The sequence below is a fragment of the Bordetella tumulicola genome (assembly GCF_054779135.1).
The window spans coordinates 329,379-348,962 of record NZ_BAAGYU010000007.1 but is presented as its reverse complement, the minus strand read 5'-3'; the positions used below and the strand labels follow the sequence as shown (position 1 = coordinate 348,962).

At 60.4% G+C, this 19,584-nt stretch carries 19 protein-coding genes; 7 read left to right on the top strand and 12 right to left on the bottom strand.

Annotation, left to right across the window (positions count from 1 at the left end):
- Position 1 precedes the first annotated feature (1 nt).
- Positions 2–1,363: an amidase gene (locus ACYVDM_RS10000; protein ID WP_415786277.1), complete on the bottom strand. Its 1,362-nt coding sequence runs from the start codon at positions 1,361–1,363 to the stop codon at positions 2–4.
- Positions 1,339–1,569: a hypothetical protein gene (locus ACYVDM_RS09995; protein ID WP_415786279.1), complete on the bottom strand. Its 231-nt coding sequence runs from the start codon at positions 1,567–1,569 to the stop codon at positions 1,339–1,341. The genes ACYVDM_RS10000 and ACYVDM_RS09995 overlap by 25 nt, the downstream gene beginning before the upstream one ends.
- A 127-nt stretch (positions 1,570–1,696) precedes the next feature.
- Here ACYVDM_RS09995 and ACYVDM_RS09990 point away from each other — a divergent pair, with 127 nt between their 5' ends.
- Positions 1,697–2,359, top strand: a complete 663-nt coding sequence (locus tag ACYVDM_RS09990) for a GntR family transcriptional regulator (protein WP_415786281.1) — start codon at positions 1,697–1,699, stop codon at positions 2,357–2,359.
- 108 nt (positions 2,360–2,467) lie between these two features.
- Positions 2,468–2,860, top strand: coding sequence for a VOC family protein (locus ACYVDM_RS09985; protein ID WP_415786283.1), 393 nt, complete (start codon positions 2,468–2,470; stop codon positions 2,858–2,860).
- Positions 2,861–2,965: 105 nt separating this feature from the next.
- Here ACYVDM_RS09985 and ACYVDM_RS09980 read toward each other — a convergent pair whose 3' ends face one another.
- The 3 genes from ACYVDM_RS09980 to ACYVDM_RS09970 all read right to left on the bottom strand — a co-directional run bounded on the left by ACYVDM_RS09980 (position 2,966) and on the right by ACYVDM_RS09970 (position 5,813).
- Positions 2,966–3,415 carry a TrbG/VirB9 family P-type conjugative transfer protein gene (locus ACYVDM_RS09980; RefSeq protein ID WP_415786285.1) on the bottom strand — a complete coding sequence of 150 codons (450 nt, stop codon included), beginning with the start codon at positions 3,413–3,415 and terminating at the stop codon, positions 2,966–2,968.
- Positions 3,416–3,582: 167 nt separating this feature from the next.
- Positions 3,583–4,548 carry a Bug family tripartite tricarboxylate transporter substrate binding protein gene (locus ACYVDM_RS09975; RefSeq protein WP_415786287.1) on the bottom strand — a complete coding sequence of 322 codons (966 nt, stop codon included), beginning with the start codon at positions 4,546–4,548 and terminating at the stop codon, positions 3,583–3,585.
- Between the two features lie 56 nt (positions 4,549–4,604).
- The gene (locus ACYVDM_RS09970) at positions 4,605–5,813 is read right to left on the bottom strand and encodes a mandelate racemase/muconate lactonizing enzyme family protein (protein WP_415786289.1); all 1,209 of its coding nucleotides are present in this window, start codon (positions 5,811–5,813) and stop codon (positions 4,605–4,607) included.
- A 183-nt stretch (positions 5,814–5,996) separates the two neighbouring features.
- Here ACYVDM_RS09970 and ACYVDM_RS09965 point away from each other — a divergent pair, with 183 nt between their 5' ends.
- Positions 5,997–6,725 (top strand): FadR/GntR family transcriptional regulator, encoded by a 729-nt coding sequence (locus ACYVDM_RS09965; RefSeq protein ID WP_415786291.1) that lies wholly within the window; start codon positions 5,997–5,999, stop codon positions 6,723–6,725.
- 99 nt (positions 6,726–6,824) lie between these two features.
- On the opposite strand, the gene ACYVDM_RS09960 is transcribed toward ACYVDM_RS09965, so the two are convergent.
- Positions 6,825–8,354 carry a CoA-acylating methylmalonate-semialdehyde dehydrogenase gene (locus tag ACYVDM_RS09960; protein ID WP_415786293.1) on the bottom strand — a complete coding sequence of 510 codons (1,530 nt, stop codon included), beginning with the start codon at positions 8,352–8,354 and terminating at the stop codon, positions 6,825–6,827.
- A gap of 128 nt (positions 8,355–8,482) precedes the next feature.
- On the opposite strand from ACYVDM_RS09960, the gene ACYVDM_RS09955 reads away from it, so the two are divergent.
- From ACYVDM_RS09955 to garD, 3 genes are all read left to right on the top strand, one after another.
- Positions 8,483–9,424 carry a LysR family transcriptional regulator gene (locus ACYVDM_RS09955; protein WP_415786295.1) on the top strand — a complete coding sequence of 314 codons (942 nt, stop codon included), beginning with the start codon at positions 8,483–8,485 and terminating at the stop codon, positions 9,422–9,424.
- Positions 9,390–10,460 carry a LacI family DNA-binding transcriptional regulator gene (locus ACYVDM_RS09950; RefSeq protein ID WP_460475381.1) on the top strand — a complete coding sequence of 357 codons (1,071 nt, stop codon included), beginning with the start codon at positions 9,390–9,392 and terminating at the stop codon, positions 10,458–10,460. Before ACYVDM_RS09955 ends, ACYVDM_RS09950 begins: the two co-directional genes overlap by 35 nt.
- A gap of 119 nt (positions 10,461–10,579) precedes the next feature.
- Positions 10,580–12,190 (top strand): galactarate dehydratase, encoded by a 1,611-nt coding sequence (garD, locus tag ACYVDM_RS09945; protein ID WP_415786299.1) that lies wholly within the window; start codon positions 10,580–10,582, stop codon positions 12,188–12,190.
- A 78-nt stretch (positions 12,191–12,268) separates the two neighbouring features.
- Here garD and ACYVDM_RS09940 read toward each other — a convergent pair whose 3' ends face one another.
- From ACYVDM_RS09940 to ACYVDM_RS09930, 3 genes are all read right to left on the bottom strand, one after another.
- Positions 12,269–13,600 carry an extracellular solute-binding protein gene (locus tag ACYVDM_RS09940; RefSeq protein WP_415786301.1) on the bottom strand — a complete coding sequence of 444 codons (1,332 nt, stop codon included), beginning with the start codon at positions 13,598–13,600 and terminating at the stop codon, positions 12,269–12,271.
- 4 nt (positions 13,601–13,604) lie between these two features.
- Positions 13,605–14,861: a D-amino acid dehydrogenase gene (locus ACYVDM_RS09935; RefSeq protein ID WP_415787061.1), complete on the bottom strand. Its 1,257-nt coding sequence runs from the start codon at positions 14,859–14,861 to the stop codon at positions 13,605–13,607.
- Positions 14,862–15,033: 172 nt separating this feature from the next.
- The gene (locus ACYVDM_RS09930; protein ID WP_415786303.1) at positions 15,034–16,080 is read right to left on the bottom strand and encodes a CDP-6-deoxy-delta-3,4-glucoseen reductase; all 1,047 of its coding nucleotides are present in this window, start codon (positions 16,078–16,080) and stop codon (positions 15,034–15,036) included.
- Between the two features lie 211 nt (positions 16,081–16,291).
- On the opposite strand from ACYVDM_RS09930, the gene sugE reads away from it, so the two are divergent.
- Complete coding sequence (gene sugE, locus ACYVDM_RS09925; RefSeq protein WP_415786305.1) at positions 16,292–16,606, top strand: quaternary ammonium compound efflux SMR transporter SugE; 315 nt, start codon at positions 16,292–16,294, stop codon at positions 16,604–16,606.
- Positions 16,607–16,688: 82 nt separating this feature from the next.
- Here sugE and ACYVDM_RS09920 read toward each other — a convergent pair whose 3' ends face one another.
- From ACYVDM_RS09920 to pdxA, 3 genes are read right to left on the bottom strand one after another with little or no spacing between them, the layout of a single operon-like run.
- Positions 16,689–17,564 carry an MOSC domain-containing protein gene (locus ACYVDM_RS09920; protein WP_415786307.1) on the bottom strand — a complete coding sequence of 292 codons (876 nt, stop codon included), beginning with the start codon at positions 17,562–17,564 and terminating at the stop codon, positions 16,689–16,691.
- 45 nt (positions 17,565–17,609) lie between these two features.
- Positions 17,610–18,524, bottom strand: a complete 915-nt coding sequence (locus ACYVDM_RS09915) for a GntR family transcriptional regulator (RefSeq protein ID WP_415786309.1) — start codon at positions 18,522–18,524, stop codon at positions 17,610–17,612.
- A gap of 4 nt (positions 18,525–18,528) precedes the next feature.
- A complete protein-coding gene (gene pdxA / locus ACYVDM_RS09910) occupies positions 18,529–19,584 on the bottom strand; it encodes a 4-hydroxythreonine-4-phosphate dehydrogenase PdxA (RefSeq protein WP_415786311.1) in 1,056 nt (351 codons plus the stop codon).

The following is a 19,584-nucleotide window of genomic DNA, read 5'->3' as shown; positions in this document are numbered from 1 at the left end:
GTCACGATGAAAGAGGACGGTCGTATAGGCCGCGAGCCGAGGCGTGCGCAAAATCCAGCAAGACGGCTTCATGACCCACAGGGGCTATAGCCTGTACCGACACTGGCATGCCACGTTCGTCCTGGCCGACGGGGTACACGACGGCGGGCAAACCCAGATAATTCACAAACGCCATCCAACTAAACAACTGCAGCAGCCGACGGGGCTGGAAGGTCGGTGAACGACTGTCGACGTCGGCCCAGTCCGGTACGCGGCAAGGCAGCGCGGGCGTCAGCAAGATGTCGTGATCGCCGAATATGGCGCGCACGAAGGCGTCGGTATGCGCTGCGCGCTGCGCCAGCGCCTGGGCGTACCACCATGCAGGTATCACCGCACCGGGCAGTGCGACGGCGCGGGCATGCGCGCCTAGCCCGACTGCGGTACCGCGCAAGGCGCTACGGTGCACCATGGCGGCTTCGCTATGCATTAACACTTGTGCAAGCCGATGCCATTCGGCCAGGCCGTTCAGCGCGCCGGGACGCTCTTGAGCCCCCACAGTACGTGCATAGTGCCGGAGCACATCGTGGGTAGCGGCGTCTGCCTGGCCTAATTCCGAACCATGATTCCAACAGGCGATAACACGCGAGGCCGGTCTGTGCGGGGATCGAATATGTTCGTCAGACGCCGTATGCAGAGCGTCGAATACGAGACGCGCGTCGTCGGCGCTGCGGGCCAGGATGCCCACGGTATCCAGACTGGGCGCCAATGGCGCCACACCGTCCTGTGACAATCTCCCGTAACCGGGCTTGAGCCCCACGATGCCGCAGGTCGCGGCAGGCATGCGTACGCTGCCGGCCGTGTCTGTACCGAGTGACGCGTAGCAAAGCCCGGCGGCAACGGCGACAGCCGACCCGCTGGAAGAACCGCCCACGGCGGCATGCTCATTCAGAGGATTGATAGGTCTCGATGTGTTCGGATTTTCGCCCGTCGCGCCGCAAGCGTGCTCCGCCATCGCCAGCGTCGCCAATGCGACGGCCCCGGCCTGCTGCAGGCGCTGCACGACAGGGGCTGTCCCTTCGTGCTCCAACCTAGGGCGAAAACCGGTGACAGCGCCGCACCCAGGGGGGTGATCGCCGATCTGAAAGACATCTTTGTGCGCAACGGCCACCCCGCTCAGCGGCAAGGTCGGGTCGAGCACCGCAGATCCCCCCTCCGCTGCAGGAATCATTCTCGCGACGCATCCATAAGCCTCGATCGCCATCGCCGAACGCTGTTGGGCCAGTACTTGGCTAACGTCATAGTGGCCCATGCGGACACCCGCCCGCAGGTCCGCGATGTTACTGGGCAAGCCGGCAGGCGTCAGAGATTGCTTGATGGCAGACATGACGGCCCTGCTGTTGACACATCGGTAGATACATCGGATGCCGGATACCCCTGCGCTACCGTGGGAGAAAAATCCTGATCATCGACCCTTGGCTGCAGCCGCGCCAATGTCTTTGCCAACGCGCGCAACTCGGCGGCGGACGCGGCAATCCCCTGCGCATCCAGCGCGGTCTTTAGCCCTGCACAGTCCCACTGCAACCTGGCCATGATTTCCCTTGTTCATCAACGATGAGCGACGGTCGATCTCGTTTTCCGATAATATTATTTTTAGATTTATAAATATATTTATAAGCCAACTGATAATATGCTGCAATCGGTTTTTCTCCCTAAACGAATGAAATCCAGTGAACGCATCCGCTCCGCCATAGAAGAAGACATTCGTACAGGCAATCTTTTGCCTGGCGATTCGATCGATGAGCAAGAGATCGCGGCCCGATTCCAGGTCTCGCGTACGCCCGTGCGCGAGGCGCTGTTGCAACTGAAAATCCAGGGCCTGCTGCTCAGCCAACCGCGCGCCGGCATGGTGGTCGCGAAAATGGATCTGCAAGAGCTGTTGGCGATCTGGGAACTACTGGCGGAAATGGAAGGCGTCTGCACACGTCTGGCATGCCAGCGCATGACGCCGGCCGAACGCGCCGAACTACAGCAGATCCACACCGACGCCCACGCTATCGTGCAGGCGGACGACGCCGATGGCTGGCGCGAGGCCAATCATGCATTCCATGATGTCTTGTATCGCGGATGCCGGAATCCTTATCTGCGACAAGAGTTATTGCAGCTGCGCGCCCGCACCGGCGCCTACTTGCGTCATGCCTTTAGCGCAGTTGGCCGCATCAAGGCGTCGTATGAGCAGCACGAGGAACTCCTACAGGCCATCCTGGAAAATAACCCCGAACGCGCACATCAAATGATGATGCAACACATCAGTCTGGCGCAGGGGGCTCGGGGATTAGCGGATTTCCTGATCAATATTCCCAAATCGATGGTGAAGGGCTAGAGTCTAAGGTGTCAGCATCAATGGCTGCACCCACGGTGACCGCGGATTACCTGCAACATCATCGCGTCACTCGCATCTCCTCTTTCCCACCTTTCCAGGAGAGCCATCATGTTTTCACACATTACTGTTGGTATCAGCGATTTCGAACGAGCATTACGTTTTTATGATCAATTGTTTGGCGTGTTAGGTATAGAACGGCGGTTCTGCGACACGAACATTCCCTGGGCCACTTGGGCGCCTAACGACGATTACCGCCCGTCTTTCATGATCGGCAAACCTTTTGACGGCAACCCTCACGATCCCGGTAACGGACAGATGTCGGCGTTTCTGGCGTCCTCTCGTGACCAGGTACGGCAGGCACATGCGATCGCCCTGGCTGAAGGCGGGCTCAGCGAAGGCGAACCCGGCTTGCGACCGCACTATCACCCCAACTATTTTGGCGCGTATTTTCGGGATCCGGATGGGAACAAATTGTGTGTCGTCTGCCATCAGGCGGAATGAGCGTGGATCAAATCCTCGCTTCAACGACAGCGATCGCGATCACTGCCGTCGTCAATCGATCGCTTGATACACGGCCTTGTCCGGCCACGCGCTGAGCACGGTCTGTCAGCGTGGCGGCGATGTCGTTAATGGCGGTAATGGCGGCACGAAATCAGGGCCGCTAGCGGGCGCCTCGAGGATGGCAGGCAAGGACGGTGGCGGGACGTGCCGCTCGACCCGTGCGATATAACGCCCGCCCTGCAATACCAGTGCGGGCCACACGCCATCGACGATAATGTATGGGTCTTGACGATGATACGGCAGCGGTGTCAGCCCCTCGGGCGTTTGCGCGAACAAGGCGGGCGGCGTGCGCCCCGGCGCGAACTGCAACCACGTGCGGCCTGCGCCGCTGAACACCTGCAACGGCGCCACCATGGGGTCGCCCGACAACTGCCAATTGAAGTCATAGTGGTCAGCCTGCGTACCGCTGCCCGGCCAGCCCTGCCCTGTGTTTAGCCACGGTGAACAACCCGCCAGACATAGCGACAACAGCCCTGCCCCCAAATATCGAATCATGCTTTCCCCGAATAAAGAAGCGCCCCTAGAGAGGCGCACGAAAAGCATGATGACGGGCTAGGGGAAAGACGCCTAGACAGACATATACGAACGGAGGTTTTTATTCAGTCGCTGGATTGAGGCCTTGCACGGTTGAGCGTTTCGGCCTTTACCCAATCTCGGCGCGACTATTCGATCACAATCCCGCGCTCTTCGATCAACGCCTTCCATCGATAGAACTCTTCAGCCTGAAACGCAGTGAATTCCTCTGGCGTGTTTGCAACGATCTCCAGTCCTTGCTCTTCTAGTTTGGTGACGACCGCGGGATCTCTGAAACTGGCGATGGTGGCCTTGGACAGCTTGTCTTTAACCTCCGCAGGCAAACCTTTGGGTGCAGACAGTCCCTGCCAGGAATAGACCACCGCGTTAGGGACGCCCGCCTCTGTCAGCGTCGGGACGTCTGGCAAAACGGCTGAACGCTTGCTGCCGGTGACAGCGATGGCTCGCAGCTTGCCTGCGCGAATATGCGGCAATACGGCGTTGACGTTCTGAAATGAGTAGTCGACTTGACTACCCATCAGGTCGTTAATCGCGGGCGCGCCGCCTTTGTAGGCGACATGCATGCCCGCCGTCTGTGTCTGCTGCAAAAAAACCTCGGCCGACAGGTGGTCCGACGCCCCATAGCCGGAGTTGGCGAAGCTGATCTGCCCGGGCTTGGATTTCAGCTCGGCAATGACGTCCTGTACCGTGCGTACGGACTTGCTGGGTGCGGCGACCAGCACGTTGGGCGCTTGTACCAGGACGGAGATGTAATCGAAGTCCTTGAGTGCATCGTATGAGGTGGACTTGATTAAGTGTGGCGCGATGACGTAGGTACCCAATGATGACATCATCAACGTGTAGCCATCGGGCTCGGCACGCTGGACGGCTGCGGCGCCGATCGTACCCGTGGCGCCGGCACGGTTGTAGACCACGAACGATTGATCCAGGCGGCGTTGCAGTTGCTCGGCCAACAATCGTCCGATGGTATCCGTGGCGCCACCAGCGGGAAATGGCACAACGACTTGCACAGGTTTTTCTTTGGGCCACGGCGTCTGCGCAGTCACGCTGAACGCGACACATGACAACATCAGCGCGGCAATCACTTTTTTCATTTTGGCTCCCCTTCGCTACCGCCTGGTGTCGCGGCATCAATAGTTGTACGGTGATATCAGGATGTCGCGACACTTTCGCGAATGACCGCGTCCTGCCGAACCTTGACGTCGGGGCTCAGGCGTGTGCCCAGGCCAGGCGCAGTGGGCGCCATGACCATGCCGTTGTCGACGATGGGAAGATCGGTGACTAGATCCCGGTACCACGTACTCAACGTGGCGCGAACGACCTCTTGAAAGATGGCCGTTGGCGCATGCATGGCCAGGTGCAAGCCAGCGATCAGCGTGACGGGTCCCGTGCAATCGTGTGGCGCCAGCGGTCGGGCGTAGGCTTGGGCCAACGCGGCGATTTTGCGCCCCTCGGTCAGACCGCCGCACCATGCCAAGTCCAACATCACGATATCCAGGGCGTCGTTAGCGAGCAGGTCTCGAAATGGCACGGTACCGGCCAGTGTCTCGCTACCGCAGATCGGGACGCTGGTACGGCCTCGCAGGTCGGCCAACGCCTGCGCGTCGTCCATTTTGCTCAAGGGATCTTCGGCCCAGAAGACGTCGTAGTCCTCCAGACCGCGACAAATGCGCAGTGCCGCGTTGGCGCTCCATAGGCTGTGCAGTTCGCACATGACTTCGATGCGATCACCGACCGCCTCGCGAATCTTGCGAAACGGTTCCAGGCCGAGCCTTAGGTCCTGCGCACTGATCAGATGTCCCCCTGTCGCAGCGGCATAGGTATCGAACGGCCAGATTTTCATGGCGCTGTAGCCCTCATCAAGGAGGCTTTGTGCCAAAGCGCCGGCATCCCGCATAAAAGCGATCTGGTCGTCATAGGGGCCTGCCGACAACTCTGTGCCATCGGTGCTCCGTCGGGCAACGCCACCCGTGTTGTAGGCGTACCCGGCGCAGGTGTTGTAAGCCCTGATGCGATCGCGCACGCCGCCGCCCATGGCGATATAGGTAGGTACACCCTGACGTTGCCCGGCCAAGTCCCACAGCGCAATGTCCACGGCACTGGCGGCGCGGATTTCGGCGCTGGTGCTGTGGAAACCCAGATAAGGATTCATCAATTGCTGCGAGACGGCTTCAATGTGCCGGGCGTCGCGTCCCAGTAACCAGGGCGCGACTTGTTCGTGCAATACGGCCTCGACCGCTTGTGCGCCGCGAAAGGATTCCCCCAGGCCCACCAGGCCCTCTTCCGTTTCGATTTCTACCCAAATCAAATTGGGACGTTCGTTGATGCGTATGCTGCGTAACGCTGTAATGGTTGCCATACCTTGGATCTGCTCTTGTCCGATGAAGTCATGGCAAACCCGCCATCGGTGCCGAACGAAAGTCGGACCCAGGTGAATCGCCGCTGTGTCGTATGCTCGCGGCGAGCGGTTATCTTGTCAATAAATTGAACAAGTAGTATTACTACTTTGAAAAGGGCTGTTTGGCATTCAAGGACGGTGACGATGGCAATTTCCCCATTGAGCGATTTCGCTTACAAGCAGATGTTGCAAACCATCGAAATACGGGAACCCGATGAACGGTTACCCAGCGAGGAAGCGTTGGCACGCACGCTAGGCGTATCGCGCCCGGTGTTGCGCCAAGCCCTGGCGCGGTTGCGCACCGAAGGATGGGTATATGCCCGGCGCGGCGCGGGAAATTTCGTAGGGAAACCGCCCGTTTTGCAGAGCGCGACGTTCGGCCCGCTGCACAGCATTCCGGACATGCGCAGCTTTTTGGAATTTCGTTGCCTGATAGAGGGCGAAAGTGCCGCAGCCGCGGCGCGATGTTCCGACGCACCGCTGCTGGCGGAAATTGATCGACGGCAACGTATGCTCGAAACGGCGTGGAGTCGTGGCGAGCCGGGTATAGAAGAGGACATCGCGTTTCATGGTGCTATCGCGTCGGCGAGCGGCAATCGTTTTTTCGGTATGACGATGGCGGCGTTAGCCGAACAAACACGTGTCTCAATCAAACTGATCCGCGAGCTATCGCCACTGCCTATGGTGCGTCGCGCCGTAGACGTACGCAACGAGCATCGCGCGATCGGCGATGCAATCAAGGCTGCAGACGCCGACGCGGCCCGCGAGGCGATGGTGGCGCATCTGCGTGGCGGGATGACACGCTTGTTTGGTGTCGATGATATGAGTATCCCCCGCAGGAATATCCCCACTCCTCCCACCAGGGATTCGTAAACGACTCGAGGCGACAAACCTTTGTCGCCTCGTTCGTGCCTGGCTCATCTATCGGTGCATCGGTCGCCGCATCAATGGTTGAGGCGACCATGCGCCCGCTTATCGAATCGTCGGCATCGCAAATTCAGCGCCCTTGTTGATGCTTTCGGGCCAACGCTGCATGATGCTTTTTTGGCGCGTGTAAAAACGTACGCCCTCTTCGCCATAGACATGCATGTCGCCGAACAGCGAGCGTTTCCAGCCGCCAAAACCATGCCACGCCGTGGGCACGGGAATGGGTACGTTCACCCCTACCATGCCGACTTCGATCTGACGACCGAATTCACGCGCGACGTTGCCATCACGCGTAAAGCAACTGACGCCGTTGGCGAACTCGTGGTTGTTGATCAACGAGACAGCGGAAGCGAAATCCGGCACACGCACGCAGGACAGCACGGGACCGAAGATTTCTTCTTTATAGATGCGCATGTCCGGCGTCACGTTATCAAAGAGCGTGCCGCCCAGCCAGAAGCCATTGTCGCAACCTTCGCCGGCCAGCGAGCCCTGGAAGTTTCGGCCATCAGCCAACAGCGTTGCGCCTTCGTTGATGCCGATATCGATATAGCCGGTGATGCGCTGACGCGCTTCGGCCGTGACGATCGGGCCCATTTCGGCTTGTGCGTTGGTGCCGTTGAGCACTTTCAGTTCTTTCAGGCGTTCGGTCACGCGAGGAACAACCTGATCCGCGGCCGAGCCCACCAGCACGGCGACGGAAATCGCCATGCAGCGTTCCCCAGCGGAGCCATAGGCGGCACCCATCAGGGCATCGACGGCTTGATCGATATCCGCGTCGGGCATGATGACCATGTGATTCTTCGCGCCGCCCAACGCCTGAACGCGCTTGCCGTTGCGAGCGCCCGCTTCATAGATTTGCTGTGCGACGGGCGTCGAGCCGACGAAGGAAATGGCTTTGACGTCGGGCGCTTCGATCAGGGCCTGTACGGCGTGGTGATCGCCCTGGACCACGTTGAAGACACCGTCGGGCAGTCCGGCTTGTTTGAGCAGTTCGGCAAGCAACAGCGAGGGGCTGGGATCGATAGGGCTGGGTTTCAGGATGAAAGTATTGCCCGTGGCAAGCGCCATCGGGAACATCCACATGGGCACCATGACCGGAAAGTTGAACGGCGTGATGCCGGCGACAACGCCCAGGGGCTGACGCAACGTCCAGTTGTCCATACCGGAGGCGACTTGTTCGGTGAAATCGGTTTTCAGCAACTGCGGCGCGCCGCAGGCGAACTCGACGATGTCGATGCCCCGGGCGACTTCGCCTTGCGCGTCGCTGAAGACTTTGCCGTGTTCAGCGGTAATCATCCGCGCCAGGTCGTCTTGATGGCGATGCAACAATTCCAGAAATCGAAACAACACGCGGGCCCGGCGCAGCGGCGGGGTGGCGGCCCAGGCGGGGAATGCTTTGCGGGCGGCGGCGACAGCGGTCTCGACATCCGTCAGTTCTGCCAGGGCGACGCGCGCCGATACTTGCCCGGTAGCGGGGTTGAATACGCTGCGGGTTTTGGGGTCTTGCGGGTTGACGCGTTGACCGTCGATCCAGTGGCCAATGAGGGAAGATGTGTTTGCGGCTGCGGAAGTCACGGGCGATATCCAGGAGAGGTTGATCGAAAACAAGCCCAGTCTACGACTCGGCTCGCTTCAAGAGAAGGCCGGATTTGCGACATCAGTGTTTGATAAAATGAACAATCATCAGTTTCGGGAACGCCAAAATGGCTGCCGACCAGATTGCCCCGCTCGTCGCGGATATCTATTTGTTGACCGCGCTGGCGGAAACCCGCAGCTTTACCCAGACCGCGAAACGCCTGGGGGTATCGAAAGCCTCGGTCAGCACGCGTATCAATGCCCTGGAAAAAGCCGTCGGCCTGCCACTGGTGCGCCGCACGACGCGCCACGTCATGCTGACCGAGGCCGGGCACAATCTGGTCGAAGATGCGGCCCCCGCATTCGAACGCATTAGCACCGGCTTTCTGGCGGTAAAGGATTTGTCGGATGTGCCACGCGGCACGGTCAGGCTGACAGCCCCGGTGGCCTTTGGACGCCAGCATCTGGCGCCGGTGCTGCCGGCGTTTTTGCGCCAGTACCCGGAGGTACGGATTGAACTGGAGCTGATCGATCGTCTGGTGAATCTGGCGCATGAGGGCTTTGATCTGGCGATTCGACATACGGATCACCCTCCCGAATCCTATATTGCATGGGAGTTATGTTCATCCCGGTCCCTATTGGTCGCCAGCCCGCAGTACTTGCACGCGCATGGCGAGCCTAGGCACCCTCGTGATTTAAGCGACCACGCCTGTGTCACGTATCTAGGCAACCGTACGTATGAGACCTGGTCGTTCGTACAGGACGGGCGGCGCCGGTCAACGCCGCAACCTATCGTGATACCAGTCAGGGCAAGGTTTCGAGCCAACAACAGCGAAGTGCTGCGCCAAGCGGTGCTAGAGGGCGCGGGGATCGGTATGCTGCCAGACTTCAGTGCCGTGACGACACCTCCCAATGGCCTGGTGGAAGTCTTGTCAGGCTGGCGCGTGCAGGGGTTTTTTGGTAGCAAACTCTATGCGCTGCGACCCTGGTCGGCGCATGTGCCGCAATCGGTGAAATGCCTGGTGGAGTTTTTACGTGACAAATACGCGCAAGGATTCGAAGGTGAATGACCGCACGACACGCGGCAGCCGAGGCGGCCGTAGCGGCGTCACCTTGACCGATGTCGCACGCCTGGCCGGCGTATCGGCGATGACCGCATCGCGTGCGCTGAATCAGCCTGATCGGGTATCGGACGATACCCGCCGGCAGGTGCTCGAAGCCGTTGCCAGCAGCGGCTATGTACCCAACCTGCACGCCGCGGGATTGCGCGCTCGGCGCACCCGCATGATTGCGCTGATGGTCCCCTCGATCGCGTCGGGCTCGGCGTTTTTGCTGGCCGTTCACGCGATGACAGAGATTCTGGTCGAGGCCGGCTATCAGGTCATGCTGAGCGAGCGTGGCTATGATCGTTCGCGCGATGACATCGTGCTGGAATCCGTGATTGCCCGGCGGCCCGACGGTATTGTGCTGACGGGCCTGATGGAGTCGCCACTGGCGCGACAACGTCTCGCAGCATCGGGCATTCCCGTGGTGGAAACCTGGGAAATGTCCGATAACCCCATCGACATGCTGGTGGGGTTTTCGCACTATGAGGTGGGCCAGGCCATTGCGCGTTATATGCATGCGCAAGGCAAACGTCGCGTGGCGTCGATCGCAGCGACCGAGGCGCGCACGGCCGCGCGCTTTCACGGGTTTGCCGACGAGGCTCTGAAACTGGGAATCGCGGGCCGTCACTTGCGGGAAGGCAGCTCGCTGGTGATATCGCCGCCAAGTCAGTTGGGACACGGGCGTACAGGCCTGGCGCGTGCCCTGGAGGGCGACCCGGGGGTCGATGCGATTTTCTCGGCCACGGATATGGTGGCGCTGGGTACGCTGATGGAAGCCCAATTGCGCGGGATTCGTGTTCCCGACGATCTCGCCGTCATCGGATTTGGAGATTTCGACTTTGCCTGCAATGTCTCCCCTACCCTGACGACGGTCCGAGTGGACCACGAGGATATTGGGCGTCGCACGGCAGGTATGCTAATAGACCGTATCGAAGGCATTCAACCCGCGCACCCAATCCAGGATGTGGGATTCAAACTGATACAGCGGCAAAGCGGCTGACGATCGTCGCAAGACGCCGATGCCAGACGCTGCCCGCGCGTTGACGACTCAAAAAGTTAACGTTAACATTCACGATATTACCTCTCATCCATCACCCATCCAACCCCACTTTTTCACGTATGTTGACCAGCACGAAACCTTCGACGACAACGGCAGTTCCTCTCACTGACACGCCCCGCGCCATTCGCATGCACGCCAACGACAACGTCGCGATTGTGGCGAATCAGGGCGGGCTGAGCGCCGGTACGCAATTGCCTGACGGTCCCCAATTGCTTGACCGCGTTCCTCAGGCACACAAGGTCGCCCTGGCCGACATTCGCGAGGGTGCGGAAGTCCGACGCTACAACGTCACGATTGGCTATGCGAACCGCGATTTACCGGCGGGAAGCTGGGTAAACGAAAATGTGCTGACCATGCCGGCGGCGCGCACGCTGGATGATCTGCCTATGGCAGATCAGACGCCTGCCCCCCTGCCCCCGCTGGACGGCTATACCTTTGAGGGTTATCGCAATGCCGATGGCAGTGTCGGCACGCGTAATTTGCTGGCTATCACGACCACCGTGCAATGCGTGGCCGGCGTAGTGGACCACGCCCTGCAACGCATTCGTGCCGAGTTGCTGCCGCGCTACCCGAATGTGGACGGCGTCGTGGTGCTGGAGCATGGCTATGGCTGTGGCGTCGCCATTGATGCGCCGGATGCGGTGGTGCCGATTCGTACGCTGCGCAATATCAGCCGCAATCCGAATTTTGGCGGCGAGGTGATGATCGTCAGCCTGGGCTGTGAAAAGCTGCAGCCCGAACGCCTGATGCCGAGCAATAGTATTCCTATCCAGGCGGATGGCTCCCTCAGTCAGGGGCTGGATGTAATGCGTCTGCAAGACGACGAACATATCGGTTTTCAGGCCATGATCGAGGCCATCCTGGCTCAGGCGGTACCCCACCTGGAACGCCTGAATGGCCGCCAGCGAGAAACCTGTCCGGCCTCTGATTTGGTGGTGGGCGTGCAATGCGGGGGTAGCGATGCATTCTCGGGCGTGACCGCCAACCCGACGGTAGGATTCTGCAGCGATCTGCTGGTACGCGCAGGGGCGACGGTAATGTTTTCGGAAACCACCGAAGTCCGCGACAGCGTTGAACAACTGACCAAGCGCGCCGAGACGCCCGCCGTCGCAGAGGACATTGTGCGCGAGATGGCCTGGTACGACGCATATCTGCAACGTGGTCAGGCTGATCGCAGCGCCAACACGTCGCCCGGGAATAAAAAAGGCGGTTTGTCGAACATTGTCGAAAAGGCGATGGGCTCGGTGATCAAATCGGGCTCGGCAGCCATCAATGGCGTCTTGAGCCCCGGCGAGAGCTTGCGTGATCGTGGCATCAAACAAGGTCTGGTCTACGCCGCCACCCCCGCCAGCGACTTCATTTGCGGCGCACTGCAATTGGCCGCCGGCATGAACCTGCATATTTTCACAACGGGACGCGGCACGCCCTATGGTCTAGCCGAAGTGCCTGTCGTCAAAGTTGCCACACGCACCGACCTGGCGCGCCGCTGGCATGACCTGATGGATGTGAATGCGGGACGTATTGCCGATGGCGAGGCCAGCATCGAAGAGATGGGCTGGGAGATGTTCCATCTGCTGCTGGATGTGGCGAGTGGCCGCAAACAGACATGGGCCGAGCGCTGGAAACTGCACAATGCATTGGTGCTGTTTAATCCCGGGCCGGTGACCTGATCGTCAAAGACCGGACTTATCAGCACAGAGGGCCATGACAGTGTTTCTGTCATGGCCCTCTGGTATTGCAGATCGCGATTAACGCTGCTGGACGATTTTACGTGCCTGTTCCGAGGCGCTATTCAGGGCCGCGACGGGCGGCGTCTGTCCGTCCAGGGCCTGATTGAGCTCGGTGTTCAATACTGGCTCGACACGGTCGTAGTTTTTCATGCGGAAACCGCGGCTGGTGTTGGGTGCCTTGCCCGTCATGGATGCGACGACCGCCTTGGCGCCAAGCACTTTGTCGTAGAACGACACGTCAGCGGCGCGGAAGGCCGCATCCGTCAGGGGCAGATAGCCCGTGCGCTGATGCCATTCAGCGGCGTTGACCGGCTTGGACAACCAGGCCAGGTATTGCGCCGTCGCCTTTTCCTGGTCTTTCGGATGCCCATCGACCGCCCACAGCGCGGAGCCACTGACAAACGGACTGCCGGCTGCGGCCGTGACCTGTGAATAGAACGGCAATGGCGCCACGCCGAACGACAAGGAACGCGTGTTCATGAACGTACCGGCCGATCCCGATCCGGACGTCAAGACGCCGCATTGCCCCTTGGCAAAGAGCTGATCGTTTTGTGCAGAATCGGAATGCTGCATCAACAACAGCGAGCGCTTCCAGCTGACCATCAAGGAAATATGGCGCATGTACAAGGTGTCGAACTGGAAGACAGGCGGTTTTTTGCTGGAGACCAGACCATTGTCATTCGAGGTGTACAACTGCTTGTTGATGGGCGCCAGATTCTCGAGGTGGACTTGCACCTGGTTGCTGGTGGCGTACGGACACTCCAGGTTGGCGACGTCTCGCAGCTTGAGCAGATCAGCCTGCAAATCCGCCCACGTACGCGGCGGCTTGTTGGGATCCAGCCCGGCCTTCTTGTAGTAGCTCAGGTTGTAGTACATGACCGGGATTTCGGCCATCCAGGGGAAAGCCAGCAGACGCCCTTTATCATCACGGATAAAGCTGGAAGTCGAAGGCAGGAACCAGTTCAGGTCCTTGATCGGATGCTGCGCCAGCAATTTGTACAAGGGCAGGATTGCCTTGTGCTGGGAGACGACTTCGGGTGAGCGATTGTCCGCCAGTTGAATCAGATTGGGGCCGTCTTTCTTTTTCAACGCCTCGGTAATCGCAACCTGCAGCGCCTGGCTATCGGCAAAACCGCGCAATTCGACGTCGACTTCTTTTTGTTCGTTGTTGTACTTCTTGGTGAGCTTTTCAAACTCTGCTTTGTTGGGGCCGCTCAACGTATGCCAGACTTCAATTTCAACGCCGGCGCCATACGCAGTGCCTGCCACCGCCATGGCTACGCCGAATACCCAGGTGCGCCGGCTGGCGCGCAATGCACGGGCCAGGCCCGCCAATTTCAGTATTTTCATGCGTTTATAGACCAAGAAAAGGAAATTCAGGCTCTGGTTTGCGTCCGCTGAGCAGATCGGCCAAAGCCCGGCCCGAACCGACACCCATCGTCCAGCCCAGCGTGCCATGACCTGTATTGAGGTACAGGTTGGGGATGCGGGTGCGTCCGATGAGGGGTACGTTCGATGGAGTGGACGGGCGCAAGCCCGACCAGTAACTGACGCTCTCGAAATCGAGGGCGCCGGGAAAAAGTTCACGTGCCAGACGGGTCATTGCTTCGCAACGGCTCGTATTCAGCGAACGGGAATAGCCGGACAGCTCGGCGGTGCCAGCCATACGCAGACGATTACCCAATCGCGAAAAAACGACCTTGTGACTGCTGTCCGTCAGGCTGACCGACGGTGCGGCGACCGGATCAATCACGTTGAAGGTCGCCGAGTAGCCCTTGGCCGGATAGACATTGCACGGCACGCCCAGGGGACGCAACAGGCGGGGACTGAAACTGCCCAAGGCCATGACGTAGGCATCGGCCGCGATCCGGGCAAAGCGGCCATCTGGCTCGATGACCTCGAGGCTTTGCACTTGTCCGCCCTCGGTAATCAGGCGGGTCGCGCTGGTTTCGTAGCGGAACTCGACACCGGCGGCCTCGCATCGTTGGGCCAACCCCGTTGCAAACAAATGCACATCGCCGCTTTCGTCTTCGGGCGTGTAATCACCGCCCACGATCGTGGCACGATGCGGCGCCAGGGCGGGCTCGATGGCAATTACCTCGTCGGCGGTGACAACGCGGCGCTCGACCCCGAAATCGCGCATCAGGCCGGCCGCCTTTTGTGAGGTTTCGAATTCGGCCTGGTCGCGGTAGAAATTGAGTATGCCGCGCTCCAGGTGATCGTAGGGGATCCCTAATTCGGTACGCATGCTGCGCAGCGTGCTACGGCTATATTCAGCCAAACGCACCATGGCGCGGATATTGGGCGCCAACCGGCCCGGCAGGCATTCGCGCAAAAAGGCCAGGCCCCACAGCCACTGACGCAAATCGAGCTGGGGACGGAACAACAGCGGCGCATCGTCCTGAAACATCCATTTCAGCAGTTTCAGCGGAGCCTGGGGATTTGCCCAGGGTTCCGCGTACGAAACGGAGATTTGCCCGCCATTGGCCAGGCTGGTTTCTTGTGCTGCGCCGGGGCGACGATCAACCACCACGACATCGTGTCCGGCCTGGCGTAACCACCAGGCACTGGAGATGCCGATAATGCCGCTGCCCAATACCGCTACTTTCATGCGCGCCTTGCTCCTTGCGCCGCCTGCCGCAGCGGGCTGTGCCTCTGCTGCCGCGACGTAATCCATTCGAGATGTCGTGCCGCAGTTTACAGCGCCGGCCGACCCTCGCCTATGACATAACCGCAGGAGCCGTATCTATTTACACCGAAAGGTTTCATTTCCGCCCGCTGCCTCAGGATCCGACTGCTGCCAAGTCCGCCTGCGAGGTAAACGCATCGGCGTAGAACTCTTCCTCGGGCAATCCGCACTGGGCCGTGAACTCGCGGCGCGCCGCGTCCACCATGGGGGGTGCCCCGCAGGCGTACACCTGATAGCCCGACAAAGCGGGCAGGTCTTGCATGACCGCCTGATGGACGAAACCGGTACGGCCTGTCCAGGCGTCCTCGGGTAAAGCATCGGACACCACCGGCACATACCGGAAGTCGGGCAGCGTCTGCTCCCAGGACCGGGCAAGCGCATCCATGTAGAGGTCTTGCGGGCGGCGTCCCCCCCAGTACAGCACGACCGGACGACGGATCTCGTGATGGGCCATATGTTCGACAATGGCCTTGACCGGCGCAAACCCCGTGCCGCTGGCCAACAACACGATGGGTTTGTCAGAGTCTTCGCGCAAGAAGAACGAACCAAACGGTCCCTCCAGACGCAAAATCTCACGGACTTTCATCTGGGTCGTCCCCGTGCCAAACACGTGATCGGTGAACAATCCGCCCGGCATGTGACGGATGTGCAGCTCTAGCGGGCTGCCATTGTGCGGCGCGCACGCCATGGAGTAGCTGCGGCGCTTGCCGTCTTTCAGGATGATTTCGACGTATTGCCCCGCGTAGTAACGGAAGGGATCGGCGGCGGGCAGTTGCAGGCGCAACACCGTCACATCGGGCGCGGCCAATTCCATTTCCTGCACCCGCGAAGGCAGTTTGCGAATCTGGATGTCGCTGGCAAGACGCACCTCGGTGGCTTCGACCACCAGATCGGACTGCGGACGTGCCTGGCAGAACAGCGTATAGCCCTGGGACAGCTCTTCGGGTGAAAGGATCTGGGCGGGATATTCGCCCGCATCAACCTGACCGGAAACCACTTTGCCCTTGCAAGTGGAACATGCGCCACTGCGACAGCTATAGGGCAGCACGATACCGGCGGCCAGGGCGGCGTCGAGCACGGTTTGACCGGTTTCGACAGGAAATTGATGCTGACTGGGTTGTACGGTGACCTGGAAACTCATGAGTACCAATCTATAGAAATAAGCTCGGCGCTGGTGCAACGGCTGGGCAGGTGAATGCCTCGCCATCCCGGCGGATAATTTGCTATTCTATAATTTTTACTGCACCGGGACGGCTCGGCGCAGTCGCCGGCTAGGCTGCCGGCCTATTCCTATCCGGGGACGGCCCCATTTGCCAGTGCATACGCTGGCTATATTGAAAAAGGGGCATGTCATGGCCTGGATTATTCTGGTGTTCGCGGGGCTGTTCGAGGTCGTTTGGGCGATTGGCCTGAAATACACCGAGGGTTTTACCCGTTTGGTTCCCTCCATCGTCACCGTGCTCGGCATGATAGTGAGCTTTTGGCTACTATCCACGGCGATGAAAACACTGCCACTCGGCACGGCTTACGCCGTTTGGGTCGGTATCGGCGCGATCGGGGCGTTCATCGCCGGTATTGTGCTGTTTAACGAGGCCTTGAGCGCCATGCGCGTAATCAGCGTGCTCTTGATCGCCGCGGGCCTGATTGGGTTGAAGCTGTCGACCTGATCGCCCAGTCACGCACAACATGAAAAATGCAGGCAGAGGCGTCAGACCTCTGCCTGGATTGTGCGCAATCTTACGATCGAGCTTAAAAATCGAGTTCAATCTCCACCGCATCGCCCACATTTAAACGGCTGCCTTGCGGCGCGTCGACAATGGCGTTTTGGCCAAAGACAATACCGATATCGAGTTGCCGATAGGTGGCCAATGTCCAGCCTGGCTCATCGTAGCGCTCGCCGGTCAGTTGATCGACGTTGGGCATGGGACATCGGGTGCAGGGCTTGACGAAGGCCAGAAGGCTATCACCGATAGCGATCTGGGCGGTGACGTCTTCGTCATAGGCCTCCCAGTCGTCGCCCTCGATCACAATGTTGGGACGAAAGCGATCCATGGGGACGGCGGGCTGCCCATGTGCCGCCAAGCGGGCGTTTAAATCATCCAGCGACGCCTGATTGGTAATCAGCAACGGAAAACCGTCAGCGAACCCGAAAAAATGGTCGCCGACAAAGCGTTCGGCCTGTTCGGGATGCGCCTCGCGCCAACGCTCGACCCAATCGATCTTGGCAGGCCGTTGGGCCTGCTGATCGACTTTGAAGAGCACACAACTCAGGCCCAAGGCTTGGCTAAGCCAAGCGGCGGCTTCAGTGCTTTCTTCGCGAGCTGCGACGGTGTCTTTCCACACAGTGACGCCCCGTGCGACAGGGCCGAGCTGCGAGCCGTCCAGCGGGACGCGCAAGACAGGCATGTCTGGCGCACGCAGTTCGAGATGATCCGCCGTCAAGGCCGGACGAATGCGGGCCATGGCGGGCCACTGGCGCTGCGTCATGAACTGCCCTTGCGCCGTCAGGATCATCCAGCGCCGGTCGCCCAGCAAACCTGCTCGATCAATGGGCGACGTTGTCAGATCAATCGCCGCGCAAGATTTAATAGGGTAAATATGCAAGCTGAGGATACGTGCAGTCATGGCGGATACCGGGGAACCCGAGGCGTGGATGACGAGGTCCCAAGCTTAGCATCCGCCGCCTCTCTCGCGCAGTTGCCGCAATGCCTCTAGCGCGGCCTGCAGCGTGGCCTCAACGTCGGCTAGCGAGGCAGCGTCGGCCGGCGGGGTCGCGACGACCGACGGCGGCACGGCAGACTTTGCACTATCAGGCAAGGCCGGATGCACGCGTTCGCCCGCGGGCGTCACGTCTACATCGAATACCAGTTTTTCACCGCGATGCCAGGTGGTGAACCATTCCAGCGGTTGGCCATGCTGGTCATAGCCCTGCCCTTCGAGCATCAACAATGGACTGCCCACGCTCACGCTCAAGGCATCGGCCAACACGGGGTCGGCCCCCACCGCGCGAATGCGATTGCGTCCCCGACCGGGATGCAAGCCGAACTGCTGAACCAGCGTGCGATGCAATGAAGCATCTTGCAAATGCTCGGCAGTCAGCCCCGAAAGGCGGGCACGCGGCAACCAGGTGCGGACAAAGGCCAGCGGCTCGCCATCGACGCCGCGCAGACGCTCAAGCACGAGCGTATCGTCAGAGCCAAAAAAAGTGGCCACCTCGGGAGGCGGTGCCTCGGGTGCTAGTCGCAGGACGCTTGTCTGCAGCGTCGTACCCGTACTGGCGAATTGCTCGAACAGCCCGGTAGAGCGTTGCACCAACCGACGATGTTCAACGGGAGGTGCAACCGTGGGAGCACGCCCGGGCTCGCGCCGGATCAGGCCTTCGGCCACCAGCGCGGCCAGCGCCTGACGCACGACGCTGCGCGCCACGCCAAACTGGCGGCACAACGCGGACTCGCTCGGCAATACGGTGCCTGCGGCCAGGCTCCTGCCATGAATCTCACGGCGTAGCGCCTGGGCGACTTGCCCATGCAAAGGATGGCCGCTGGTGCGATCCAGCGCTACCTCGGCACCCGCGTTCGACGCCATAGGATCAGCCCCCCGTGGTGGAGCGCGCGGTTTCCCAAACCTGTGACCATCCCGGCGCCAGATTGGCTGCACGTTCGGCGGCCAGGATCAGGCTGTCTTCGCGTGCGATACCCTTGCCCGCGATATCGAATGCCGTACCGTGGTCGACCGACACGCGCACGACGGGCAGGCCAACAGTGATGTTGACGCCATCGTCCCCATAGACCGATTTGAAGGGAGCGTGTCCCTGGTCGTGATAGCAGGCAATCACGAATTTCCATTTGCCGCGTACGGCCTGGGGGAACAAGGCATCAGCGGGAATCGGACCCGCAGCGAGGATGCCCGCCGCATTGGCCTCGGCCACGGCAGGCACCAGGATGTCGGCGTCTTCGGTACCGAAAATACCGTTTTCACCCGCGTGCGGGTTCAGCCCGGCCACGGCGATCGGCTCGTCGCTACGGCCCAGTGCTTTGGCGAAAGCACCCGCCAGGCGCAAAACGGCACGCATACGTTGAGGCGTCACATCGTCAATGGCCTGACGCAGCGAGACGTGTGTCGTGGCGTGAAAGATATACAACTCACCAGCGGACAGCACCAGCGAAAACGTCTTGACGCCGAATTCATGGGCCAGCAACTCGGTATGGCCAGGCCATTTATGGCCGCCCATGTGCATGGCGGCCTTGTTCAACGGCGCCGTCACGATGCCGTCAATGCGACCTTGACGCGCCAACTCACAAGCCGTGGTCACAAAACGCACGGAGCCAGCTCCCGCCTCGGCGCTCAATTCGCCCAGTGGCACATGCTCCAGCGATGGGCCCGCCTGGATGACTTCGATGACACCCGGCTCGTTAGTCACTTGTTCGGGACCTTCTACGACACGCACGCGGGACGCGTCGGCCCCCTGCGCCTGGGCCGCTTTGCGCAGCGCGCCGGCATCGCCGATCACGACCAAACGCGCCCGTTGGCGCAGCTCATCGTGGCCCAGCAGCATTTTGGCGGTGATCTCGGGGCCTATGCCCGCGACATCGCCCAGCGTGACGGCCAGCGTCGGAATATGAGTCGGCGTTACGTCTTGCGTCAT